At 64.9% G+C, this 22091-nt stretch carries 17 protein-coding genes; 4 read left to right on the top strand and 13 right to left on the bottom strand.

What is annotated here, in order from left to right; genetic code table 11:
* Positions 1 to 112 precede the first annotated feature (112 nt).
* Positions 113 to 700, bottom strand: coding sequence for a riboflavin synthase (locus ISM_RS12885; RefSeq protein WP_009814619.1), 588 nt, complete (start codon positions 698 to 700; stop codon positions 113 to 115).
* A gap of 148 nt (positions 701 to 848) precedes the next feature.
* On the opposite strand from ISM_RS12885, the gene ISM_RS12880 reads away from it, so the two are divergent.
* From ISM_RS12880 to ISM_RS12870, 3 genes are all read left to right on the top strand, one after another.
* Positions 849 to 2141: a capsule biosynthesis protein gene (locus ISM_RS12880; protein ID WP_009814618.1), complete on the top strand. Its 1293-nt coding sequence runs from the start codon at positions 849 to 851 to the stop codon at positions 2139 to 2141.
* A 126-nt stretch (positions 2142 to 2267) separates the two neighbouring features.
* Positions 2268 to 3413 (top strand): polysaccharide biosynthesis/export family protein, encoded by a 1146-nt coding sequence (locus ISM_RS12875; protein WP_254655684.1) that lies wholly within the window; start codon positions 2268 to 2270, stop codon positions 3411 to 3413.
* A complete protein-coding gene (locus ISM_RS12870; protein ID WP_040618072.1) occupies positions 3410 to 5437 on the top strand; it encodes a capsular polysaccharide biosynthesis protein in 2028 nt (675 codons plus the stop codon). The genes ISM_RS12875 and ISM_RS12870 overlap by 4 nt, the downstream gene beginning before the upstream one ends.
* Positions 5438 to 5451: 14 nt before the next feature.
* Here the strand turns inward: ISM_RS12870 and ribD are convergent, their stop codons facing one another.
* The 11 genes from ribD to ISM_RS12815 all read right to left on the bottom strand — a co-directional run bounded on the left by ribD (position 5452) and on the right by ISM_RS12815 (position 18957).
* Positions 5452 to 6546 (bottom strand): bifunctional diaminohydroxyphosphoribosylaminopyrimidine deaminase/5-amino-6-(5-phosphoribosylamino)uracil reductase RibD, encoded by a 1095-nt coding sequence (gene ribD, locus ISM_RS12865; RefSeq protein ID WP_009814615.1) that lies wholly within the window; start codon positions 6544 to 6546, stop codon positions 5452 to 5454.
* Positions 6543 to 7025 carry a transcriptional regulator NrdR gene (nrdR, locus tag ISM_RS12860; protein ID WP_009814614.1) on the bottom strand — a complete coding sequence of 161 codons (483 nt, stop codon included), beginning with the start codon at positions 7023 to 7025 and terminating at the stop codon, positions 6543 to 6545. Before nrdR ends, ribD begins: the two co-directional genes overlap by 4 nt.
* Before the next feature lie 147 nt (positions 7026 to 7172).
* Positions 7173 to 8726: a zinc-binding metallopeptidase family protein gene (locus ISM_RS12855; protein WP_009814613.1), complete on the bottom strand. Its 1554-nt coding sequence runs from the start codon at positions 8724 to 8726 to the stop codon at positions 7173 to 7175.
* 1 nt (position 8727) lies between these two features.
* Positions 8728 to 9150, bottom strand: a complete 423-nt coding sequence (locus ISM_RS12850) for a secondary thiamine-phosphate synthase enzyme YjbQ (RefSeq protein WP_009814612.1) — start codon at positions 9148 to 9150, stop codon at positions 8728 to 8730.
* Between the two features lie 188 nt (positions 9151 to 9338).
* Positions 9339 to 11321, bottom strand: a complete 1983-nt coding sequence (rpoD, locus tag ISM_RS12845; RefSeq protein WP_009814611.1) for an RNA polymerase sigma factor RpoD — start codon at positions 11319 to 11321, stop codon at positions 9339 to 9341.
* Between the two features lie 130 nt (positions 11322 to 11451).
* Positions 11452 to 13398 (bottom strand): DNA primase, encoded by a 1947-nt coding sequence (gene dnaG / locus ISM_RS12840; RefSeq protein ID WP_009814610.1) that lies wholly within the window; start codon positions 13396 to 13398, stop codon positions 11452 to 11454.
* A gap of 133 nt (positions 13399 to 13531) precedes the next feature.
* Positions 13532 to 13837, bottom strand: coding sequence for a hypothetical protein (locus ISM_RS12835; protein WP_217622873.1), 306 nt, complete (start codon positions 13835 to 13837; stop codon positions 13532 to 13534).
* Between the two features lie 68 nt (positions 13838 to 13905).
* Positions 13906 to 14457 carry a sarcosine oxidase subunit gamma gene (locus ISM_RS12830; protein WP_040618536.1) on the bottom strand — a complete coding sequence of 184 codons (552 nt, stop codon included), beginning with the start codon at positions 14455 to 14457 and terminating at the stop codon, positions 13906 to 13908.
* Positions 14450 to 17374: a sarcosine oxidase subunit alpha family protein gene (locus ISM_RS12825; protein ID WP_009814607.1), complete on the bottom strand. Its 2925-nt coding sequence runs from the start codon at positions 17372 to 17374 to the stop codon at positions 14450 to 14452. Before ISM_RS12825 ends, ISM_RS12830 begins: the two co-directional genes overlap by 8 nt.
* On the bottom strand, positions 17371 to 17643 hold the full coding sequence (locus tag ISM_RS12820) for a sarcosine oxidase subunit delta (RefSeq protein WP_009814606.1): 273 nt from the start codon (positions 17641 to 17643) through the stop codon (positions 17371 to 17373). Before ISM_RS12820 ends, ISM_RS12825 begins: the two co-directional genes overlap by 4 nt.
* A 60-nt stretch (positions 17644 to 17703) precedes the next feature.
* Positions 17704 to 18957 (bottom strand): sarcosine oxidase subunit beta family protein, encoded by a 1254-nt coding sequence (locus ISM_RS12815; RefSeq protein ID WP_009814605.1) that lies wholly within the window; start codon positions 18955 to 18957, stop codon positions 17704 to 17706.
* 322 nt (positions 18958 to 19279) lie between these two features.
* On the opposite strand from ISM_RS12815, the gene ISM_RS12810 reads away from it, so the two are divergent.
* A complete protein-coding gene (locus tag ISM_RS12810; protein ID WP_009814604.1) occupies positions 19280 to 19963 on the top strand; it encodes an imm11 family protein in 684 nt (227 codons plus the stop codon).
* A 592-nt stretch (positions 19964 to 20555) separates the two neighbouring features.
* Here ISM_RS12810 and ISM_RS12805 read toward each other — a convergent pair.
* A complete protein-coding gene (locus tag ISM_RS12805) occupies positions 20556 to 21986 on the bottom strand; it encodes a Glu/Leu/Phe/Val family dehydrogenase (RefSeq protein WP_040618070.1) in 1431 nt (476 codons plus the stop codon).
* Positions 21987 to 22091: the final 105 nt, after the last annotated feature.

Below are 22091 nucleotides of genomic sequence, written 5' to 3'. Positions count from 1 at the left end.
GCCCGCGCCCCGCGCGGCGCGGGGTCAGATCCCCTACCGTCGCTTTACCGTCGTTATACCGACGTCTCACCGACAGGGCATTTTTCCGGCTTAAGTTGAGTTTTGTAAAAGGTTAATCCGCCTCGTGCAGCCGCGCCACATAGCGCGCCAGCGTGTCGATCTCGAGGTTGACCCGGTCCCCCACGGCGACCCGGCCCCAGGTGGTCACTTCCTTGGTGTGCGGGATGAAATTGATCCCGAAATCACAGCCCTCAACCTCGTTCACCGTGAGCGACGTACCGTTGAGCGCAACCGATCCCTTGGGCGCGATGAACCGCGCCAGAGCCTTTGGCGCGCGCAGGGTCACACGGGTGCTATCCCCTTCATCTTTCACGGAAATCACCTCGGCCACGCCATCGACATGGCCCGACACGATATGCCCGCCAAGCTCGTCCCCGACCTTGAGCGCCCGTTCGAGATTGACCGTCCGGCCCTTGGCCCAGGTGTCGAGATTGGTCTTCGACACGGTCTCTGCCGAGACATCCACATCGAACCAATCCGCCCCCATGGCGACCACCGTCAGACAGACCCCGTCACAGGCAATCGACGCGCCCATATCGACGCCATCCATGTCATAGTGACAGCCGATCCGCGCCCGCAGATCGCCGCGCTGCTCCAGATCTCTGATCTCGCCCTGATCCGTGATAATACCAGTGAACATCTCTCGCTCCCTCAGGCTTTTCCCTGACCTATCCGCCCCGCCGCGCCATGACAAGAAGCGAGGCGTTTTCACCTTAATTTTGCCTAAATTTCGATCTAGCTTTGCCCCCAGAGATTTGACCCTACCTGATCGGACGCACCTTCAGACAATGGCCTATTCCGCTGGCAAAAAACACGTTTTCCTGTTCCTGCAAGGGCCGCATGGCCCGTTTTTCGCACGGCTGGGCAAAATGCTGACACGCGCCGGCGCCGAGGTCTGGCGCGTGGGGTTCAACATGGGCGACCGGGTGTTCTGGCCGCAATCGGCGAGCTATATCCCCTATGCCGACACGCCCGAAGCCTGGTCCGACCGGCTGCGCGAGATCATCGCCGAGAAGGGCGTCACCGACATCGTGCTCTATGGCGACACCCGCCCGATCCATGCCGAAGCCGTGGCCCAGGCCCGCGCCGCCGGGATCACCATCCATGTCTTTGAAGAGGGCTATCTGCGCCCCTATTGGGTCACCTATGAGCGCGGCGGCAGCAATGGCAATTCGCGGCTGATGGAGATGAGCGTCGCCCAGATGCGCCGCGACCTCGAATTGTCCGATATGGACAGCGCCCTGCCCCCCGCCAGCTGGGGCGACATGCGCCACCACATCTTCTACGGCGCCCTTTATCATTGGTTCGTGCTGTTCTGGAACCGGGGCTATCGCGGCTTCCGGCCTCATCGCACGCTCAGCGTCAGCGCCGAATTCGGGTTGTATCTCAAACGCTTGGCCCTGATGCCCTTTCAGGCCATCGACCGGCGCATCGCCACATGGCGCATCCGGCACGGCGGCTTTCCCTATCATCTGGCGCTTCTGCAGCTCGAACATGACAGCAGCTTCCAGATGCATTCGCCCTTCTCCACCATGACCGAATTTCTCGACACGGTGGTCTCCGGCTTTGCCCAAGGCGCCCCCCTGCACCACCACCTCGTGGTCAAGGCCCACCCCCTCGAAGACGGCCGCACCCCCGTCCGCCGCGACCTCCGCGCCCTGGCCCGTAAATACGGCATCAAGGACCGTGTGCACTATGTTCGCGGCGGCAAACTTGCAGCCCTTCTGGACGAGGCCCGCAGCGCCGTCACGGTGAATTCCACCGCCGCGCAACAGGTGCTCTGGCGTGGCATCCCGCTCAAGACCTTCGGCGCGGCGGTCTATGCCAAACCGGAATTCGTCTCGACCAAACCGCTCGTCGATTTCTTTGCCGGGGCCGAACGCCCCGACCGCAAGGCCTATGCCGATTATCGCCGCTATCTTCTCGAAACGAGCCAGGTGGCGGGCGGGTTCTATTCGTCGCGCGGCCGCCGTCAGGTGCTGCGTCAGACCGTCGACATGATGCTGAGCCCCGACGATCCCTATGACGGGTTGCACAGTGGAAGCGCGGCCCCGAGGCAACAGTTGCGCGCGATCACCTGACCGCCCCCCAACCTAGCGCTGGATTTTCCGATCCTATTTCGGTAGGTTGGACAAAAAACCAAACCTATTCCTATGGGTTGGATAAAACTACTGAGGCAGAATTAATCAGGTCGAGGAGACCGGGCAGTGAAAATCAAGACAACCCGATGGGCGCGATCCGTCGCCCTTTTGGCCATGGTGGCGGTCGTTTCGTCCTGTGGCCTTCCGCGCGTTGGCCCCAACAAACGTGAGATTTATGCAGGGTCGGTGCAACGGTCCGGCGATGCCTTTGTCGTGGCGGTCAACGACCGTGTGACCCGCGCCACCGCCGTGCAGCCCAGCCTCGGCTTTACCGAAGCCTTCCGCAGCGCGGGCAAGCTCGGGTCGGACACGATCCAGCCGGGCGACACGCTCAGCCTGTCGATCTGGGAAAACGTCGATGACGGGCTTCTCGCCAGCGAAGGCACCAGCCAGACGCGGCTCGAAGAGGTGCAGGTCGACGGTTCTGGCCATATTTTCGTGCCCTATGCCGGCCGCATCAAGGCCGCAGGCAACACGCCCGAATCCATTCGCCGCATCATCACCCGCAAGCTCGAAGAGCAGACCCCTGACCCGCAGGTGCAGGTGGCACGCGTGGCGGGTGATGGCTCGACCGTGACGCTCTCGGGGGCTGTTGGCGGCCAAGGCGTCTATCCGATCGAACGGCCCACCCGCACGCTCTCGGCCATGCTGGCGGCGGCGGGCGGCATCGCCATTTCGCCCGAAGTGGCCCAGATCACCATTCTGCGTGGCAACCAGCGCTCGAAAATCTGGTTCCAGGACCTCTATGAGCATCCCGAATATGACATCGCCCTGCGTGGTGGCGACCGAATCCTCGTGGAACAGGACACCCGCTCCTTCACCGCGCTCGGCGCGACCAACGGGCAGGCGCGCGTCGCCTTTGAAACCCAGACGCTCAGCGCCGTCGAGGCGATTGCGCAGGTCGGCGGCCTCAGCACCGTCAGCGCCGATCCCACCGGGGTTTTCGTGATGCGCAACGAACCTGCCGAGATCGCCAATCAGGTGCTCGGCCGCGACGATCTCGTGGGGGCACAGCGCATGGTCTATGTGCTCGACCTGACGCGGCCCAACGGCATGTTCATGGCGCGCGATTTCTCGATCCGCGACGATGACACGCTCTATGTGACCGAGGCGCCGTTTGCCCAATGGACCAAGGTGATTGCCGCGATGACCGGCACGCTGGGCGCGGTCGGGTCGGTCTCGACGGCCGGCGACACGCTTAGCGGTATATGATCACAGACCCAACGGCTGAACCCGCCGTTCCCTCCGGGGGGCGGCGGGTTCGCTATTTTAACGGCGGCTTTTTGCGGCAAAAGCGCCTGCGTCGGATCATGGCGCTGGCGGGCTATCCGCTCTCGCTGGGACGCGCTGGGCCTGAGGATCGCATCGCGGTCTGGGGTCGCTCGCCCTATGCCGCACGGGGCGAGGCGGTGTCGGCCAAAACCGGCGCAGGGCTGTTGCGGGTCGAGGATGCGTTCCTGCGTTCGCTCTTTCCCGGCCGCGCGGGCGAGCCGCCGCTCGGTCTGGTGATCGACGAAAACGGCATCTATTTCGACAGCGACAGCGCGTCCGACCTTGAAACCCTACTGCGCGAGCATCCGCTCGACGACACGGCGCTGCTCGACCGGGCCCGCGCCGGGATCGCCCGGATGACCGAGGCGCATCTGAGCAAATACTCGGGATTTGACCCCGACGCCCCCTGCCCCGATCCGGGCTATGTGCTGGTCATCGACCAGACCCGGGGCGACGCCTCCGTCACCCATGGCAAGTCCGATGCCAACAGCTTTCGCGAGGCGCTCTACTATGCCCAAGAGGACCACCCCGGCGCGCGCATCCTGATCAAGACCCATCCCGAGACCGCCGCCGGCCACCGGCCCGGCTATTTCGGCCCCGAGGATGAAAGCGACCGGATTTCGCTCTTTTCCGAGGAGGTGAGCCCCTGGCATCTGCTCGAAGGGGCCATCGGCGTCTATGTGGTCACCTCGCAGCTCGGCTTTGAGGCCATTCTCGCCGGTCACCGCCCCCGCGTCTTTGGCCAGCCCTTCTATGCCGGCTGGGGGCTCACCGAGGACCGCCATCCGCTGTCGTTGCCGCGCCGGGGCCGCAACCTCACTCGGGCACAGCTCTTTGCCGGGGCCATGCTGCTCTATCCGCATTGGTATGACCCCTGCCACGACCGGCTGTGCAGTTTCGAGGAGACGCTCGCCACGCTCGAGGCACGGACCCGCGCCTGGCGCGAGGATCGCCGGGGCTGGTGCGCCCATGGTATGCGGCTCTGGAAACGGCCCGCGCTGCAGGGGTTCTTTGGCCGCGAACGCCGGGTGATCTTTGACCGGAGCGCGCCGGATCGCCGCGATATGGTCTGGGCGGGCAAGAGCGACCGCGCCCCCGACACCGCGCTGCGGCTCGAAGACGGGTTCCTGCGCTCGCGCGGGCTCGGCGCGGCGCTGACCCCGCCGCTGTCCTTGGCGCTCGACGATCTCGGCATCTATTACGACCCGTCGCGCCCCTCGCGGCTCGAACGCTGGATCGCGCGGCGCTCGGACCTGCGCCGGGATCAGGCCCGCCGCGCCGAGGATCTGCGCCGCCGTCTGATCGATCTGGGCCTGTCGAAATACAATCAAGGCGAGGCCCCGGCGCTGCCCGAGGATCTGCCCCCGGGGCCGCGCATCCTTGTCCCCGGTCAGGTCGAAGACGATGCCTCTATCCGCCTTGGCGCGGGCGAGGTGCATACCAATCTCGGTCTCTTGGAGGCCGCCCGCGCTGCCCATCCCGAGGCGGTGATCCTCTACAAGCCGCATCCCGATGTGGAGGCAGGGCTGCGCCCCGGCAAGATCGAGGCCGAGGCGCTCACCGGCTTGGCCGATGCGGTGCTGGTCAATGCCGATCCCGCCGCCCTGCTCGGTCAGGTCGATGCGGTCTGGACGATGACCTCGCTCATGGGGTTCGAGGCGCTGCTGCGCGGGCTGCCCGTCACCTGCCTTGGCGCGCCCTTCTATGCGGGCTGGGGGCTTACTACCGATCTGGGGCCGGTGCCCGATCGCCGCGTCGCCCGCCCGACGCTCGACGGGTTGGTACATGCGGCGCTCATCGATTACCCGCGCTACTGCGATCCGGTGACCGGCCTGCCCTGCCCGGTCGAAGTGGTGGTCGAACGGCTTGCCACAGGCGAGGGTCTCGGCCGTCGCCCGGCCTTGCGGGTGCTGAGCAAGCTACAGGGGGTGTTTGCCTCTTACGCCGGTCTCTGGCGGCGCTAGCCGGGGCTACGCCCTCAGGCGCGGTGCCAGCGGTGCATGATGTCACCGCCCACGGCCGCCGCTTCGATCAGACGAAAACGCGGCGCCTCTTCGAGCCGCGCCAGACCCATCGCGCCCACGCCGGGAAGCCCTTCGGCCCCGATGACGACGCCAGCGGTAAAGCCGATCAGCTCATCCACCAGCCCCGCCGACAAAAGCGACGCGGCCAGCGCCCCACCGCCTTCGCAGAAAACCCGCGTCAGCCCCCGTTCGCCCAACGCCTGCAGCACCGATCCGATCTCGAGCTGCCGGCCATGCAGCCGACATTCGACCAGCTCGGCCCCAAGCCCCTGCCACGCCTCGCGCAGCGATTTGTCAGCATCCGGCCCGTGGCACATCCAGACCGGCACCTCGCCCGCGGTGCGCGCCAGTTCCGACATCAGCGGCACATCGAGACGCCGTGACACAACCACCCGCACCGGCTGACGCGGGACATCGAGGCCCCGCACGGTGAGCATGGGATTGTCGGCCCGCGCCGTTCCCGCCCCGACCATGACCGCATCGTGACGGGCGCGAAACTCATGCACGCGCTGCCGCGCCTCGGGCCCGGTGATCCATTGGCTATGACCGCTGGCGGTGGCAATCCGGCCATCGAAACTGCTGGCGAGCTTGAGCGTGACCCAAGGCCGCCCCTCCTCGATCCGGAGGAAAAACCCGGCCAAATCCGTGCGCGCCTCATCCTCGAGAACGCCTTGCACGACCTCGATCCCGGCCTTGCGCAGCATCTCGATGCCGCGCCCCGAAACCCGTGGATCACTGTCGCCCACGGCCACCACAACCCGCGCCACACCCGCCTTGATCAGCACCTCGGCGCAGGGCGGCGTCTTGCCGTGATGGGCGCAAGGCTCCAACGTGACATAGGCGGTCGCGCCCCGCGCCGCCGCGCCCGCCTCGGCCAGCGCTTGCGGCTCGGCATGGGGGCGACCGCCGGGGGCCGTGGCGCCGCGCCCGACGATCTGATCGCCCGCCACGATGACACAGCCCACCGCCGGGTTCGGCCAGGCCGATCCCATCGCGCTGCGCCCGAGGCGCAGCGCCTCGCGCATGTGGTGGATGTCTTGCTCGCTCACGCCTCGGTCTTGTCGTCCGTCACCGCATCGCCGGGGCGCAGTTCGCTCACGAATTTGTCGAAATCATCCGCCGCCTGGAAATTCTTGTAAACGCTGGCAAAGCGCACATAGGCCACGGTGTCGATCCGCGCGAGGCTCTCCATGACGATCTCGCCCACGGTTTTCGACGCGATATCCGTCTCGCCCATGCTCTCGAGCCGCCGCACGATGCCAGAGATCATCTGCTCGACGCGCTCGGGCTCTACGGGCCGTTTCTGAAGGGCAATCCGGATCGACCGTTCGAGCTTGTCACGGTCGAAATCCTCGCGCCTGCCGTTCGATTTCACCACCACCAGATCGCGCAGCTGCACGCGTTCATAGGTGGTGAAACGGCCCCCACAGGCCGGGCAAAACCGCCGCCTGCGGATCGAGACATGCTCTTCCGCCGGACGCGAGTCCTTGACCTGAGTTTCGATATTTCCACAAAACGGACAGCGCATGGGCTTGCCCCCTCTTCTTCTCTGCCTCAACCGCCATGGGTCTGATGCCCAGTTATCCACAGCCACTATAGGTGGGCCGCAAGGTTTTGGGTAGAGGGGATTTTGCGCCGCTAGATGATGCCGCGCGAAACCGTGGCTTCTGGGACTCTATCCGGGCAAATGCCAATGCCGCCCGCGCCGCGTCTCGACATATTCGGGCCAGGCCAGATCGACGGGCGGCGCATAATCGCAAAGCGGCGCGATCCAGCGCTCGCCGCCCACACCGCCACCGGTGCGCGCCTCGAACTCGGCCCAGGCCGCCGCCCGCGCCCCCGCATCCTGCAAGAGCCGCAGCGCCGACCGCGCAAGAATGCGCGCCGCCGTGGTCACCATCGGATCGATGGTCTCGGGGATACCGCCCAGCGCATTCATCGCCCAGGCCGGATAGGGCCCGCCACGCAGCGCCGGCCGCGCCACATAGAACCGCGCCAGCGGCGCGTGCCAGCTCATGTCGGTATAATCATCCGAAGTCGCGTTCATCTGCTCGGGCGGCAGGGCCTGGCGCAGGATCGCTTCGGCCTCCTGCGGCGCGATGAGTTGCTCACAGGCCTCGAGCAGTGGGTCATCCTCCGGCGTCACCCCACAATTCCTCTGCACCTCGCGCAGGATCTCCCGCGCCGCGGCATCCCAATAGGGCGCGCCAACCTGCGCCATCTCGTTCCAGACCAACGTCGCCATCGCATGATTGGTCAGCCCCGGGCGCGATTTGCTGACCCAGATCTTCTCGACCTCACAGCCATTGAGCGTCGCCGCCGCCTCGGCAATCCGGTCGAGATGGCCGCTCACCTGCTCGGCCATCTGCAGATCGGCCACCCGGATCATATATTGCAGATCGGCCTGCCGCGCCGGCAGATTGTCCGCCGTCGCCTGCCCCGCCCCAAGGATCGCCTCGGAAATCGACCAGCCGCCGCGATGGGGCAGCATCGCCTCGCGCTGCTGCCGCGCCATCTGATACATGGTCACCAGCGCATCATTGGCCCCCGGCGCGCGAATGTCCGAATGCGATTGCGGGATCGGCGTGCCATCGCGCGCGCCCCATGTCTCGGGCCGCAAACAGCGGAAACGATAGACCATGGAATAGGCTGCACCGCATTGCGTGTCCCAGCGCACCGTGTTGCACAGCGGCAGCATGTAGAACGGATGAAAGGACAGCATCGCCGCCAGCCCGTCATAATATCCCGCCGCCGCATGAATGGGCTTCGAGCCCCGCACCTTCTCCGCCGGCTCGCCGGTAAAGCGCAAACCGCCGGGAATGCCGTGCCGCTCCATCGCCGCCTTGGTCGCCAAGAGCCCGCCAAGCCCCGCCAGACCCAGCCCGGAATGCGGATCGGTATGCCCCGCCGCCAGAAATCCCAAACCCTCGCGCGGCGCCTCCTGCGCCCCTGCCGCCTGACAATTGCCGGGCACCGCGTCATATTCGGCATACATGCCAATGACCGGCCCCGCCCCGTTCGACCAATTGGCACAAAACGCCGTGGGCATCCCGGCCGAGCCCGCCTCGACGGAAAACCCCTCCGCCCGCAGCCGCGCCACATACCAGTCGGCCGAGCGGTATTCGCGCCACGCCGGTTCGCCAAACTCGAAAATCTCGCGACAGCCCGTCGACAAATCGCCCCGATGTTCCGCGATCCAGCCCTCTGCCGTCTCTACCGCTGATCCCATGTCACCCTCCCGTCAGATGCGCCACCACCTCGCGGCGATGCGCAGCCTCCCGATGCTCAAACACATAAACGCCCTGCCAGGTGCCAAGACACAGCGCGCCATCCATCACCGGAATGCCGAGACTCACTGGCAAAAGCGCCGCCTTGATATGCGCCGGCATATCATCCGGCCCCTCATAGGTATGGGTGAGATAGCGCATCGACGGGTCGCTGCTCGGCGGCACCAGCCGGGCAAAGAAATTGCGCAGATCGGTCCGCACCTCGGGATCGGCATTTTCCTGAATGGTGAGGCTCGCCGAGGTGTGGCGAATGAACAGGGTCAAAAGACCCGTCTCGATCCCTTGCCCGCGCACCCAGGCAGACAGCTCGCGGGTGATCTCATAGAGCCCCGGACCGCGCGTCGTGATCGTGAAAACCTGCTGCATGCCCTATCCGTGACGCAGCCCCGGTGATTTGGCAAGCACGGGCCTCTTTCTGGTGAGAAATACCCAAATCCACCCGCGCCGCCAGAGGCTGGCCTATCGTCGGCCCCCACCAAAACCCACCAAAGCCCCCGAAAACCAAAGGGCGCGCCAAACTGGCACGCCCTCTCGTTTTGCTTGCGCCCGACCGTTTACTGGTCGAGGAAACTGCGCAGCTTGCGCGACCGGCTCGGATGTTTGAGCTTGCGCAGCGCTTTGGCTTCGATCTGACGGATCCGTTCGCGGGTCACGCTGAACTGCTGGCCGACTTCTTCCAGCGTGTGATCGGTGTTCATGCCAATGCCGAACCGCATCCGCAGAACCCGCTCTTCACGCGGGGTGAGCGACGACAGAACCCGCGTCGTGGTTTCCTTGAGATTGTCCTGAATGGCGCTGTCGAGGGGCAGTACCGCGTTCTTGTCCTCGATGAAATCGCCAAGCTGGCTGTCTTCCTCATCGCCAATCGGCGTCTCGAGCGAAATCGGCTCCTTGGCGATCTTCATCACCTTGCGGACCTTCTCGAGCGGCATCTGCAGCTTCTCGGCGAGCTCTTCCGGCGTCGGCTCGCGGCCGATCTCATGCAGCATCTGACGGCCCGTACGGACCAGCTTGTTGATCGTCTCGATCATATGCACCGGGATACGGATGGTGCGCGCCTGATCGGCAATCGAACGGGTGATCGCTTGCCGGATCCACCAGGTCGCATAGGTCGAGAATTTATAGCCGCGACGGTATTCGAACTTGTCCACCGCCTTCATCAGGCCGATGTTGCCTTCCTGAATGAGATCGAGGAATTGCAGACCGCGGTTGGTGTATTTCTTGGCAATCGAGATCACCAGACGCAGGTTCGCCTCGACCATTTCCTTCTTGGCCTGACGCGCCTCTTGCTCGCCCTTCTGAACCTGTCCCACGATGCGGCGGAATTCGCTGATGTCGAGACCGACATATTGCCCGACCTGGGCCATATCGGCGCGCAGCTCGGCCACTTTCTCGGGCGAGCGTTCCATGAACATCTGCCAGCCCCGGCCCGATTTCGACGCCATATCGTCGAGCCAATTGGGGTCGAGCTCGCGACCGCGATAGGCATCGATGAATTCGCGGCGGTTGATGCGCGCCTGATCGGCGAGCTTCACCATCGCGCTGTCGATGGACATGATGCGCTGGTTGATCCCATAGAGCTGGTCGATCAGCGCTTCGATCCGGTTGTTGTGCAGGTGCAGCTCATTCACCAGCTCGACAATCTCCGAGCGCAGCTTCTGATAGGTCGCTTCCTGCTTGGCCGAGAACGAACCATCCTCATTGAGCGTCGCCGAAATCCGGCTGTCCTGCATCTCCGACAGCTTTTCATAATCATTGGCGATCCGGTCCAGCGTCTCGAGCACCCGCGGCTTGAGCGCGGCCTCCATCGCCGCGAGGCTCATATTGGCCTGATCATCCTCGTCCTCGTCATCATCCGACGAGATCGGGTTGCCATCGGCATCGAGCTCTTGGGTGGTCTCGGATTTCTTGCCCGGCGCCTCGCCCACATTGGCGGCGACCACGGGGGCCTCCTCATCCTCGTCATCACCGAGCTGATTGCCAAAGGTCGCCTCGAGATCGATCACATCGCGCAGCAGAATGTCTTCGGTCAGAAGTTCGTCGCGCCAGATGGTGATCGCCTGAAAGGTCAGCGGGCTTTCGCAGAGCCCGAGGATCATCGTGTTGCGGCCCGCCTCGATGCGCTTGGCAATGGCGATCTCGCCCTCGCGGCTGAGCAGCTCGACCGAGCCCATCTCGCGCAGATACATGCGCACCGGGTCATCCGTCCGGTCGAGCTTTTCTTCCTTGCCGGACCCGAGCGTGACCTCGCCGCGCTTGCCCACCTCGGCGAGCGCCGTCACCCGCTGCTCTTCTTCCTCGACATCCTCGGCCTCGATGATGTTGATGCCCATCTCGCTGAGCATCGACATGACATCTTCGATCTGTTCCGACGACACCTGATCGGGCGGCAGCGCCTGGTTCAGCTGGTCATAGGTGATGTAGCCCTTCTCGCGCGCCTCGGCGATCATCTTCTTGATCGCCGTCTGGCTCAGATCCAGCGAAATCTCGGCATCCTGATCATCGGGTTTTTGATCATCGTTGTCCTTGGCGGCCATGAAATGCTCCTCAGCTGGGGCGCGACGGGTGATTCGCTTCCTACGAATCATCCGCGATGAGCGGTGATTCGCAACCCGTTTACCCTGATTCCTTTACCTTTTCCTCAGCAAAGCGACCAGAGGCCCACGTTCATTGCTTCTTGGAAAAGCCGATTCTGTCCAACAGCGCATCGAATGCGTCACGCTCATCCCGGCTGACACGGGCGCCGTTGGCCGCCGTATCATATTCGGTCTTGTCTTCCTGCTGGCTGCGCAGCGCCCGGTTGCGGGCCTCCGCCGCCTGCCCCAATCGCCAGGTCACCGCCTCATCGGCAACCCCGGCAAGGTCTTCCATCGCTTCGGAAATCTCGACCGCGATGCCCCGCGTCGCGGCGATCTTGGCCAGCTCCTCTGCCACCGTCACCCGCGCCAGATCCACGTCGCCGGGGCGCCGCACGGCGGGCACCAATGCCACATGGGGCAGGCTCGTGAGGTTTTCAAGCCCCACCCCGCCGAGCGCATTTTCCGCCGCCTCGACCACCGCCTCGCGGCCCTTGTCGCAGTGGCGCAAGATCACATCGCGCAAGAGGCCCAGATCGGAATCACGACACTCCAACCGCTCGAGCTGCGCCTCGAATTCGATGGCCACTTCCGGCGTCGCCAGAAGCACCGCAAGGATCGCCGCCTCGCGCAGCCGCTCCTGCGCCGCCACATCCGCCGCCAAGAGCGCCGAGGCCTTGGTGCTCGGCTTCGGCGCCATCTCCATCTGGCCGCGCGGGGTCCATTTGCCGCGGTCCTGCCGCGGCTTGCGCTGCGGCGAGAAAAGCTGCCAGCGCAGATCCTTGATCGCCTGCCCGTAATGGCCCCGGATCGACGGATCGGCGATGCGCTTGATCACCTCGCGCAGCACCTTGTCGAGCGCCGCCTTGCGCTCGGGGCTGTCGAAACTGCGCCCCTCGGTCTCGCGCCGCCACAACAGCTCCACCATCGGCAGCGCGCCCTCGACCTTCTCGCGCAGCGCCTCGATGCCGCCCTCGCGGATCAGATCATCCGGGTCCTTGCCCTCGGGCATGAGCGCGAACCGCAGGCTCTTGCCCGCCTCCAGAAGCGGCAGCGCCAGATCGATCACGCGGTAAGCCGCCTGCACCCCCGCCCGATCGCCATCGAGCGCCATCACCGGCTCATCCGCCACCCGCCAGAGCATCGCGAGCTGGGTCTCGGTCACCGCCGTCCCGAGCGGCGCCACCGCCGCCTCATGGCCGGCCTGCGCCAGCGCAATCACATCCATATAGCCCTCAGCCACCACCAGAGGCAGGCCCTTGCCCGCCGCCTCCCGCGCCGGCCCGAGGTTGAAAAGATTGCGCGACTTGTCAAACAGCACCGTCTCCGGCGAGTTGAGGTATTTGGCGTTGTCATTCGGGTCCATCGCCCGGCCGCCAAAGGCGATGCACCGCCCCCGCGCGTCGCGGATCGGGAACATGATACGGTTGCGGAACACGTCATAGGGCTGCTTGCCCTTGCTGCTTTCGCGCGCGAGCCCACAGTCGAGGATCATCTGCGCCTCGACCCCCTGCCCGCTGAGCGTATCCCACAGCCCCTGCCAGCCCTCGGGGACAAAGCCGATCTCGAACCGCTCCTGCGTCTCGGCGCTGAGCCCGCGCCGCGCCAGATATTCCCGCGCCGCCGCCCCCGCCCCGGCATGAAGCTGCATGCGGAAATAGCGCACCGCCTGCTCCATCACCTCGGCCAGAAGCGTGATCCGATCCGCCTTGGCCTGCGCCTGCGGGTCGCGCTCCGGCAGGGTCATCCCCGCCTCCTGCGCGAGAATGCGCACCGCCTCCATGAATTCGACATTCTCGGTCTCACGGACAAAGCCGATGGCATCGCCCTTCGCATGACAGCCAAAGCAATAGTAATAGCCCTTGCGGTCATCGACGTGAAAACTGGCGGTCTTTTCGTGGTGGAACGGGCATGGCGCCCAGAGATCGCCCTTGCCCGGGTTCGATTTTCGCTTGTCCCACATGACCTTGCGCCCCACGACCTGAGCGATCGAGGTGCGGTTGCGCAATTCGTCAAGGAAACCGGGTGGCAGACTCATACTCTTCTATATGAGCATCAAGGCCCCAACGCCAAGAGCCACCATCACTCTGGGGCCCGGCCTGTGCCTCTTTCTGGTGACAAATACCCCCGGACCGACGCCAGCCCGGGGCCGAAGGGTCAGCGTGTCGCGCTCAGGATTTGAACTCCAGGCACTGGGTTTCCATCGCCTTGGCCGCATCCTCGGTGAGATGCGCCTCGTCGAGCGTATAGACCCAGTCGACCAGCATCGGGATGGCGCTGTCGAACTTGTCATCGACCCCTGCCTCGTCAGACGTGAGAAACCCCTGCGCCTGTTCCGAGGATTGCCCCGCCACGCGCTGGGCCACGGCCTCGCGCACGATATCGGCGGTGGCGGCGCAATTGGCGGCCTTGTCGGCCTCGCTCACGGCCCAGGCCGGCACGGCGCTCAGGCTCGTCGCCGCAACTAAGGCAACCACAGGGACAGCCACTCGGGCGTATCGGATCATCATCTGCAAACACTCCTTTGGAAAGGTCAGCCCATTCATCACGCGCCCGCCCGCGCCGCAACCCCGCGCATGGCGCTGTCGAGATCATGGGCAAGGGTCCGCGCAAAGCTGCGAAAGACCATGATCTGCCAGGCCTCCGGCCCAACCCGCGTGATCGAACCCGCCATATGGGCCAGCTCGCTGCGCGCCGTATGGCCGCGCTTGAACACGCCCTCGCGCAGATCGAGCGGCGTCAGCCGGGCCAGCACGTCGCGCGCCCCCGCGCCTTCGAGCCGCACCACGATCCAGGCATCCGACTGATCGGTGAGCGCGGCATGACGGCCGAGCGACGCATCCACCCGCGGCCCGATCAAGAGCGCCGTATCCCGGCCAAACCACAGGGCGCGCGCGCCGGCCTTGCCAGTGCTGCGTCCTGGCGCGGGCAGCGCCATGCCATGCGCCGCCTCAAGCGCCGCGCTGGCCTCGGCCTCGCGGCCCTTGTAGGGCGCGATGGCGGTCATCGCCTCGGGCGTCTCTTCGCGGGCGGTGATCCCGCCGATCTCGAACGGGAAAATCCCCGCCCCCGGCGTCTTGGCTGTCAACTCAGTCACGCATCCGCCCTCCATCCGCATCGAACTGCACCGGGTCCTGCACCTCGCAGATCGTGTCGACCCCGCGCAGATGATCGACCAGCCTGACCCGCTCGCCATGGCGCGCCCGGCCATTTTTCAAAAAGCCCAGCGCCAGCACGCTCTCGCAGCTCGGCGAATAGCAGCTGCTGGTGACATAGCCCTGATCGTTCTCGGCCATTGCCTCGGCCCCCTCGTCAAAGAGATGCGCCCCGGCGGGAAGCTCCTTGATCTCGCCCAGAGGCCGCAGCCCCACGAGCTCTTCGCGGAGATCTTCCGATAGGCCCGGACGCGCCGCCATGGGTTTGCCGACGCAATCCTTCTTGGCGCTGACCATGCCGCCCATGCCGATATCCTTGGCGGTCACCCGGCCATGGATCTCCGCATGGGTGATGAAGCCTTTCTCGATGCGCAGCACATTGAGCGCTTCCATCCCATAGGGGCCACCGTCGCGCGCCTCGGCCATCTCGCAGAGCCGCTCGAAGAGCGCCGCGCCATAGCGCGCCGGCACCGCGATCTCATAGCCCGCCTCGCCCGAAAACGAGATCCGGAAGAGCCGCGCGTCAATCTCGTCGATCCGCACCGCGCCACAGCCCATGAAGGGCAGATCGACCTGATCCGCGCCCAAAAGCTCGGTCAGCAGATCCCGCGCCTTGGGGCCTGCCACGGCAAACTGCGCCCATTGCTCGGTCACCGAGATGAACCGCACATCCATCTGCGGGCAGAGGCATTGATGCACGAAATCGAGATGCCGCATCACCTGCCCCGCCGCGGCGGTGGTGGTGGTCATCACATAGTGATCCGCGCCCATCCGCGCCGTGGTGCCGTCATCCATGACATAGCCATCTTCGCGCAGCATCAGCCCATAGCGCACCCGGCCCTCTTTGAGGGTCGAGAACATGCCGGTATAGACCATGTCGAGAAAGGCACCGGCATCCGGCCCCTGAATGTCGATCTTGCCGAGCGTGCTCACATCCGAGACACCCACCGCGCGGCGCACCATCTGCACCTCGCGGTCACAACTCTGCCGCCAATGGGTCTCGCCCGCTTGAGGAAAATAGCTCGGCCGATACCAGAGCCCCGCCTCGATCATCGGCGCGCCCCGCGCCACGCTCGCGTCATGCGAGGTGGTGAAACGCTGCGGCGCAAAGCCCTTGCCCTGCGCGCCCGCCCCCAGCGCCGCGATGCTCACCGGCACGAACGGCGGGCGGAAGGTGGTGGTGCCGGTCTCGGGAATGCCCCGCCCCGTCGCATCCGCCAGCACCGCCAGCGCCGCCACGTTCGAGTTCTTGCCCTGATCGGTCGCCATGCCTTGGGTGGTGTAGCGCTTCATATGCTCGACCGAGCGGAAGTTCTCCACCGCCGCCTGCCGCACATCCTTGACCGTCACATCGTTCTGAAAATCGAGCCAGGCACGGCCCTTGCCCGGCACCGCCCAGACCGGCCAGATGTCATAACGCGCGGTCTCCGCCTCGGGCAGATCGACCTCCGCCGCTTTGCGCCCCAGCGCCTCGAGGGCTGCGCGCGCCGCGCGACGGCCATCGGCGAGGCAGCCAGCCGTGTCAAAGACACCGCGCGCCGCGCCCGCCACATGCAGCCCCGGCACCGCGCCCGGCTGCGGCACAAAGGCCGCGATGTCGCGGTCCCAGACCGGCCGCCCGCCCATATGGCAGGTGAGATGCACATTCGGGTTCCAGCCGCCAGACATGGCCAGACATTCGGCGCGGATCTTCTCGACCCCCTTGGCGGTGCGGATCTCCACCGCCTCGAGCGCTTGACGCCCCTCGGCATTGCTGACCTCGGCACCGGCGAAGAACGGCACGTCGAGATCACAGGTCGCATGCGGCCGCGCATCGATGAGCGCACTCACATGCAGCCCCGCCGCCTGCAGGTCGCGCACCGAGCGATGCGCCTCATCGGTGTTGCCATAGACCGCGATATTGCGCCCCGCCGTCACGTTCCAGCGGTTGAGATAGGCGCGCACCGCCCCCGCCGTCATGATGCCGGGCCGGTCATTGTTGCGAAACGCCACCGGACGCTCGATTGCGCCCGCGGCCAGCACCGCCTGCCCCGCGGTGATGCGCCAGAAACATTCGCGCGCCGCGCCCGGGCGCTGTGCCACCTCCGGCGCCAGACGCTCGAGCGCACCATAGGTGCCGCCGTCATAGGCCCCGATCACCGCCGTGCGCGTCATGATCCGCACATTGCCCATGGCCCGCAGCTCTGCCACCACCGACGCGGCCCACTCGGCCCCCGCCATGCCGCCGACAGTCTCGGTCTCGGCATTGAGCCGCCCGCCGGGCTGCGTGTCCTCGTCGCACAGGATCACATCGAGCCCCGCCCGCGCGCCCTCCATGGCGGCCCAGAGCCCCGCAGGCCCCGCCCCGATCACCAGCAGGTCACAATGGGCAAAGGCCTTCTCGTATTTGTCGCTATTGGCCTCGCCCGACAGCGCGCCGAGACCGGCGGCATTGCGAATGACCGGCTCATAGATCTTTTCCCAAAACGCCTTGGGCCACATGAAGGTCTTGTAATAGAACCCCGCCCCGAGAAAGGGCGCGGCGAGATCATTGACCGCCATCAGGTCAAAGCCCAGCGACGGCCAGCGGTTCTGGCTCCGCGCCATCAACCCTTCGTAGAGCTCAAGCGTGGTGGCCCGCACATTGGGCTCCTGCGCCGGGCCAAGCCCCGTGGTCACCAGCGCATTGGGCTCTTCGCTCCCCGCCGTGAGCACCCCGCGCGGACGGTGATATTTGAACGACCGCCCCATGAGCCGGATGTCATTGGCCAAAAGCGCCGAGGCCAGCGTATCGCCGGCAAACCCGTCATAGCGCTGCCCGTCAAAGCGAAAGCTGATCGGCTTCCTGCGGTCGATCAATCCCTTGCCGTCAATCCTCATGCGCCCCGCCCCTTTTCATCGCGGGCGAGCGCGGTGCCGATCACCTCATGGCTCACCGTGTTGCGCGTCACCACCACCCAAGAGCCACAGCCCAACTCGTGATACCACATGTCCCGCGTCACCCCGGCCGGGTTGTCGCGGTTGTGCAGGTAGTCATCCCAGACCTCGGCCCCGGCCTCGGGCGCCGGCCGGTCGAGCGCCACCGCCGCCCCGGAATAGTAAAACTCGCGCCGGTCGCGCGCGCCACATAGCGGACAGGTGATCCTCATGCTGCGCCCCTCGCTGTCATCATGCTCTTCATGCTCATGTCCAAACCTCTGCCCCGCAGATCAATGCAGGTTGTGCTGCGACCCGGTGCCCTCTTCATCCATCAGCCCGCGCCCGGTGCGGAACCGGTCGAGCCGATAGCGCGCGGCGGGGGCGTGATGGGTCTCGGTCGCGATCAGATGCGCGGTGGAATAGCCCGAGCCCGGCACCGCCTTGAACCCGCCATAACACCAGCCGCAATTGAGAAAGAGCCCCTCGGTATCGGTCTTGTCGATGATCGGGCTGCCATCAGGGCTCATATCCATGATGCCGCCCCAGCTGCGCAACAGCTTGGCCTTGCCGATCATCGGCATCAGGGTCATCCCCGCCTCCATCACATGTTCCACGATGGGCAGGTTGCCGCGCTGCGCATAAGAGGCATACATGTCGAGATCGCCGCCAAAGACGAGCCCGCCCTTGTCCGACTGGCTGATATAGAAATGCCCCATGCCGAAACTGACCACATGGTCGATCACCGGCTTGAGCCCCTCGGTCACAAAGGCCTGAAGCACATGGCTCTCGATGGGCAGGCGCATCCCCGCCATCGCCGCCACCTGGCTCGACCGACCGGCCACGATGATCGCGACCTTCTTGGCCCGGATCGCGCCACGGGTGGTCTGCACCCCGGTGACCCGGCCGCCCTCGCGGTCGATGCCGGTCACTTCGCAATTCTGGATGAGATCGACGCCGCGCTCGCTCGCGCCCCGTGCATAGCCCCAGGCCACCGCGTCATGCCGCGCCGTGCCCGCCCGGCGCTGCATCAGCCCGCCATAGATCGGGAACCGCGTCTGTTCATAATCGAGATAGGGCAGCATCCGCTTGAGCGCCCCGACCGACAGGATCTCGGCATCATCGCCCTGATTGCGGATCGCATTGCCGCGCCGCGCCATGGCGTCGCGCTGCCCGTCGGAATGAAAGAGCATGATCTGGCCGCGCTGCGACAGCATCACGTTGTAATTCAGATCCTGTTCGAGATTTTCCCAAAGCTTGAGCGAATGGGAATAGAACTCGGAATTGCCCGGCAGGAAGTAATTGGCCCGCACGATGGTGGTGTTGCGGCCCACATTGCCACCGCCGAGATAACCCTTCTCGAGCACCGCCACATTGGTGATCCCGTGATTCTTGGCGAGGTAATAGGCGGTCGAAAGACCATGCCCGCCGCCGCCGATGATCACCACATCATATTCGGATTTCGGCGTCGCATCACGCCAATGCGGCTGCCAGCCCTTGTTGCCGGTCAGCCCCTCCTTCAGGACACGCCACCCCGAAAAGCCCATGCTCTTACCCCCGATTCCCGATGTTGCGTCAATCAATCAACATGCGCCGGATATAGCAATGGGGGCCACCCCCACCGGCACAAATTCCGACCCGCGCCGACATGGGTGCGACCATGGGGCCGGCAGATACTGATCTGCCCGGCAGGAGGCGTCACCAACGCGCCGCCCCCGCCCCAAACCTCCGCTCAACACCACCGCCCCATCATCGCCCGGCCGGCAGCGTGACACCCCGTACCGGCTTTCGTCACACCCAAAATCCGCTAGACTGCCCCGGCGGCCGGGCGGTTCCGGGCGCGTGTGTGGTGTCAGTTGTGAGGTGTGTATGACCTGGGGAGTGTTGAGTTCGAGCACATTTGGGGCAGCCTCGCCTGATGCGGACACAATTGGATATGATGAAGCCATCGAGAATTATTTCTATTCGGTCCTGACCGAGGACGAACAGAATGAATTGAATTCCGGGATGGGTGGCGTCCCTTGGACCAAGTTCAGCGATAAATTTGTAAAGGATATGGGCTGGCTCGCCGATCATGAGCGGCCAAAACGGTTTCGGTTGCAAAAAACCTATAAAGAGCTTTGCTCATTAATCTCTTTGGAAAACCGGCTTGCCGCTGTCGATATACGGCTGAAAGAGATCATCGAAGAGTTAGAGCCGGGGGTACATCAATTCTGGCCCATTGAACTGATCCAGCCAAGGGATAAGCCCTACCCGGTGCCCTATTTCGGCATGGTGGTTCACAGCCACCTCAATTGTTTTCGGCTCGAAGAGTGCGACCCGGGCCACGCCGAGGACAAAAGCATCGGGGATCATATTCGGTATAGCATCAGAGGCAAATCGAGGGCCGACCTGAAAGGCGTCGCCATGTCGCGCGCGGCCATCGGGTCGCACCATCTCTGGCGCGAGAAATATCTGCACTCCCCTTGGTTTCTCCTCTCAGACAGGCTCGCTGCCCGTATCCACGACGCGGGTCTCAAAATGCCCAAGCATTACCCGATGAAGGATGTCTGAACGTCCGAGCTCGGGCAGATGCCCAGCCAGGTCGGGCCATGATTACCCCCCGCAGATTTCTGGTCGCCCCCGAGACGCGATAACTCAGCCCAGCGAGACGCCCGCCTGCCCCCGCTCAATCTCGAAATTTTCAACCCCGCGCGCGCAGATCAACGCGCCGCGAAACGGGCAAAATATCTGACGGCCTCACCGCATCGTCTGGAACCGGCAGCCTCTGAGACTGTCACTCTGGGAACTTGCCATCATCCGCAAAGGGATCGTCTGAGTCTGCCATCGTCCAAAACTGGCATCGTTCGAAATTGCCATCCTCCGGAACCGGCATCTTCCGAAATTGCCGTCCTCCGAGACGGACAACGCTTGAAACTGGCGTGATCGCCCCGCGACCAGGTGCCCTGCGCCCCGGCGTATAGACCTTAGGTCTGCGCCGCCTCGACCTCCGCACCGCATGGCAGCTCCGCAGCGCATGGCAACTCCGCACCAAATGACGGGCATGGCCCTTGCGCCCGGCCTCTTGGCCCGCAGCCCTCACCACGCCTGACAGAGGCTGGGCAGGGCCGCGCGCGGCCCCGCCCCTCATCCTAAGTTTCGGCGGTCAGAGACCCGCCGCGCGGTAGCTCGCCGCGACCTTGTCGATCGACACGAGATAGGCGGCGGTGCGCAGGTCGGTCACATCCTGCCGGCCGTGCCAGACTTCGCGCATCGACTGATAGGCTGCGCGCATCGTGTCATCGAGCCCCGAGCGCACCAGCTCGAGCTCGCCCGCGCCGCGCAGATACTGCTGCTTGAACCCCGGCGTCAGGGTCCAGCCCAGCCCGCGATCCGCGCTGAGCTGTTCGAGCTCATCCACGATGAGCTGATGCCGCGCCTCTTCCTGACGGCGGCCCATCCGGCCAAAGCGGATATGGCTGAGGTTCTTGACCCATTCGAAGTAACTCACCGTCACACCGCCCGCGTTGGCATACATGTCGGGGATGATCACCGCGCCCTTCTTGCGCAGGATCTCATCGGCCCCGGCCGTCACCGGCCCGTTCGCCGCCTCGATGATGAGCGGCGCCTGAATATTGGCGGCGTTGCCCATGTGGATCACCCCTTCGAGCGCTGCAGGCACGAGGATGTCACAGGCGTTTTCCAGAACCTTGCTGCCATCCTCGACATATTCGGCATCCGGATAGCCCTTGACCCCGCCATGTTTGGCGATCCAGTGGCGCACCTCTTCCACATGCAGCCCGTCTTCAGAGACCAGCGCCCCATCACGTTCGATGATGCCGGTGATGATACAGCCGTCCTCCTCCGACAGGAACTTGGCCGCGTGATAGCCCACGTTGCCGAGCCCCTGCACGATGACCTTCTTGCCGTCGAGCGTGCCGCTCAGACCGGCGGCCTTCATGTCCTCGGGATGGCGGAAGAACTCCTGCAGCGCATATTGCACGCCGCGCCCGGTTGCTTCGGTCCGGCCCTGGATACCGCCGCCATTGATCGGCTTGCCGGTGACACAGGCGCGGCCGTTGATGTCGGTGGTGTTCATCCGCTTGTACTGATCCGCGATCCAGGCCATCTCGCGCTCGCCGGTGCCCATGTCGGGGGCCGGCACGTTCTGGCTCGGGTTGATCAGGTCGCGCTTGATCAGCTCATAGGCAAAGCGCCGGGTGATCCGTTCCAGCTCATCCTCGTCCCATTCGCGCGGATCGATGCGCAGCCCGCCCTTGGAGCCGCCGAACGGCGCCTCCACCAGCGCACATTTATAGGTCATCAGCGCCGCCAGCGCCTCGACCTCGTCCTGGTTGACGCCCATCGCATAGCGGATGCCGCCCTTCACAGGCTCCATATGTTCCGAATGCACGCTGCGATAGCCGGTGAACGTGTGGATCTGGCCCCGCAGCCGCACGCCGAACCGCACCGTATAGGTGGCGTTACAGACGCGGATTTTCTCTTCGAGACCGGGGGGAAGATCCATCAGCGCGACCGCGCGGTTGAACATCAAATCTACACTCTCGCGGAACGTCGGTTCCTTGGCTGCACTCATATCATCCTCCCAGACTAGTGGCGGGCCTTGCTGCCTTGCTATCGCGCAAAGCATGTCAATATCGTTAAAGCACCACAGGTATTTGTCCAGCCATATGGCCCGAAG

The sequence above is a fragment of the Roseovarius nubinhibens ISM genome, assembly GCF_000152625.1.
Lineage (GTDB): Bacteria > Pseudomonadota > Alphaproteobacteria > Rhodobacterales > Rhodobacteraceae > Roseovarius > Roseovarius nubinhibens.
The sequence above is the reverse complement of the archived record's forward strand: the minus strand, read 5'-3'. Positions and strand labels throughout refer to the sequence as shown.

Excerpts from the sequence above, each read along its gene's own strand:
- ISM_RS12885 (WP_009814619.1), bottom strand. The coding sequence starts at position 700 with ATGTTCACTGGTATTATCACGGATCAGGGCGAGATCAGAGATCTGGAG.
- ISM_RS12880 (WP_009814618.1), top strand. The coding sequence starts at position 849 with ATGGCCTATTCCGCTGGCAAAAAACACGTTTTCCTGTTCCTGCAAGGG.
- ISM_RS12870 (WP_040618072.1), top strand. The coding sequence starts at position 3,410 with ATGATCACAGACCCAACGGCTGAACCCGCCGTTCCCTCCGGGGGGCGG.
- nrdR (WP_009814614.1), bottom strand. The coding sequence starts at position 7,025 with ATGCGCTGTCCGTTTTGTGGAAATATCGAAACTCAGGTCAAGGACTCG.
- ISM_RS12855 (WP_009814613.1), bottom strand. The coding sequence starts at position 8,726 with ATGGGATCAGCGGTAGAGACGGCAGAGGGCTGGATCGCGGAACATCGG.
- ISM_RS12850 (WP_009814612.1), bottom strand. The coding sequence starts at position 9,150 with ATGCAGCAGGTTTTCACGATCACGACGCGCGGTCCGGGGCTCTATGAG.
- rpoD (WP_009814611.1), bottom strand. The coding sequence starts at position 11,321 with ATGGCCGCCAAGGACAACGATGATCAAAAACCCGATGATCAGGATGCC.
- dnaG (WP_009814610.1), bottom strand. The coding sequence starts at position 13,398 with ATGAGTCTGCCACCCGGTTTCCTTGACGAATTGCGCAACCGCACCTCG.
- ISM_RS12825 (WP_009814607.1), bottom strand. The coding sequence starts at position 17,374 with ATGAGGATTGACGGCAAGGGATTGATCGACCGCAGGAAGCCGATCAGC.
- ISM_RS12820 (WP_009814606.1), bottom strand. The coding sequence starts at position 17,643 with ATGAGGATCACCTGTCCGCTATGTGGCGCGCGCGACCGGCGCGAGTTT.
- ISM_RS12815 (WP_009814605.1), bottom strand. The coding sequence starts at position 18,957 with ATGGGCTTTTCGGGGTGGCGTGTCCTGAAGGAGGGGCTGACCGGCAAC.
- ISM_RS12810 (WP_009814604.1), top strand. The coding sequence starts at position 19,280 with ATGACCTGGGGAGTGTTGAGTTCGAGCACATTTGGGGCAGCCTCGCCT.
- ISM_RS12805 (WP_040618070.1), bottom strand. The coding sequence starts at position 21,986 with ATGAGTGCAGCCAAGGAACCGACGTTCCGCGAGAGTGTAGATTTGATG.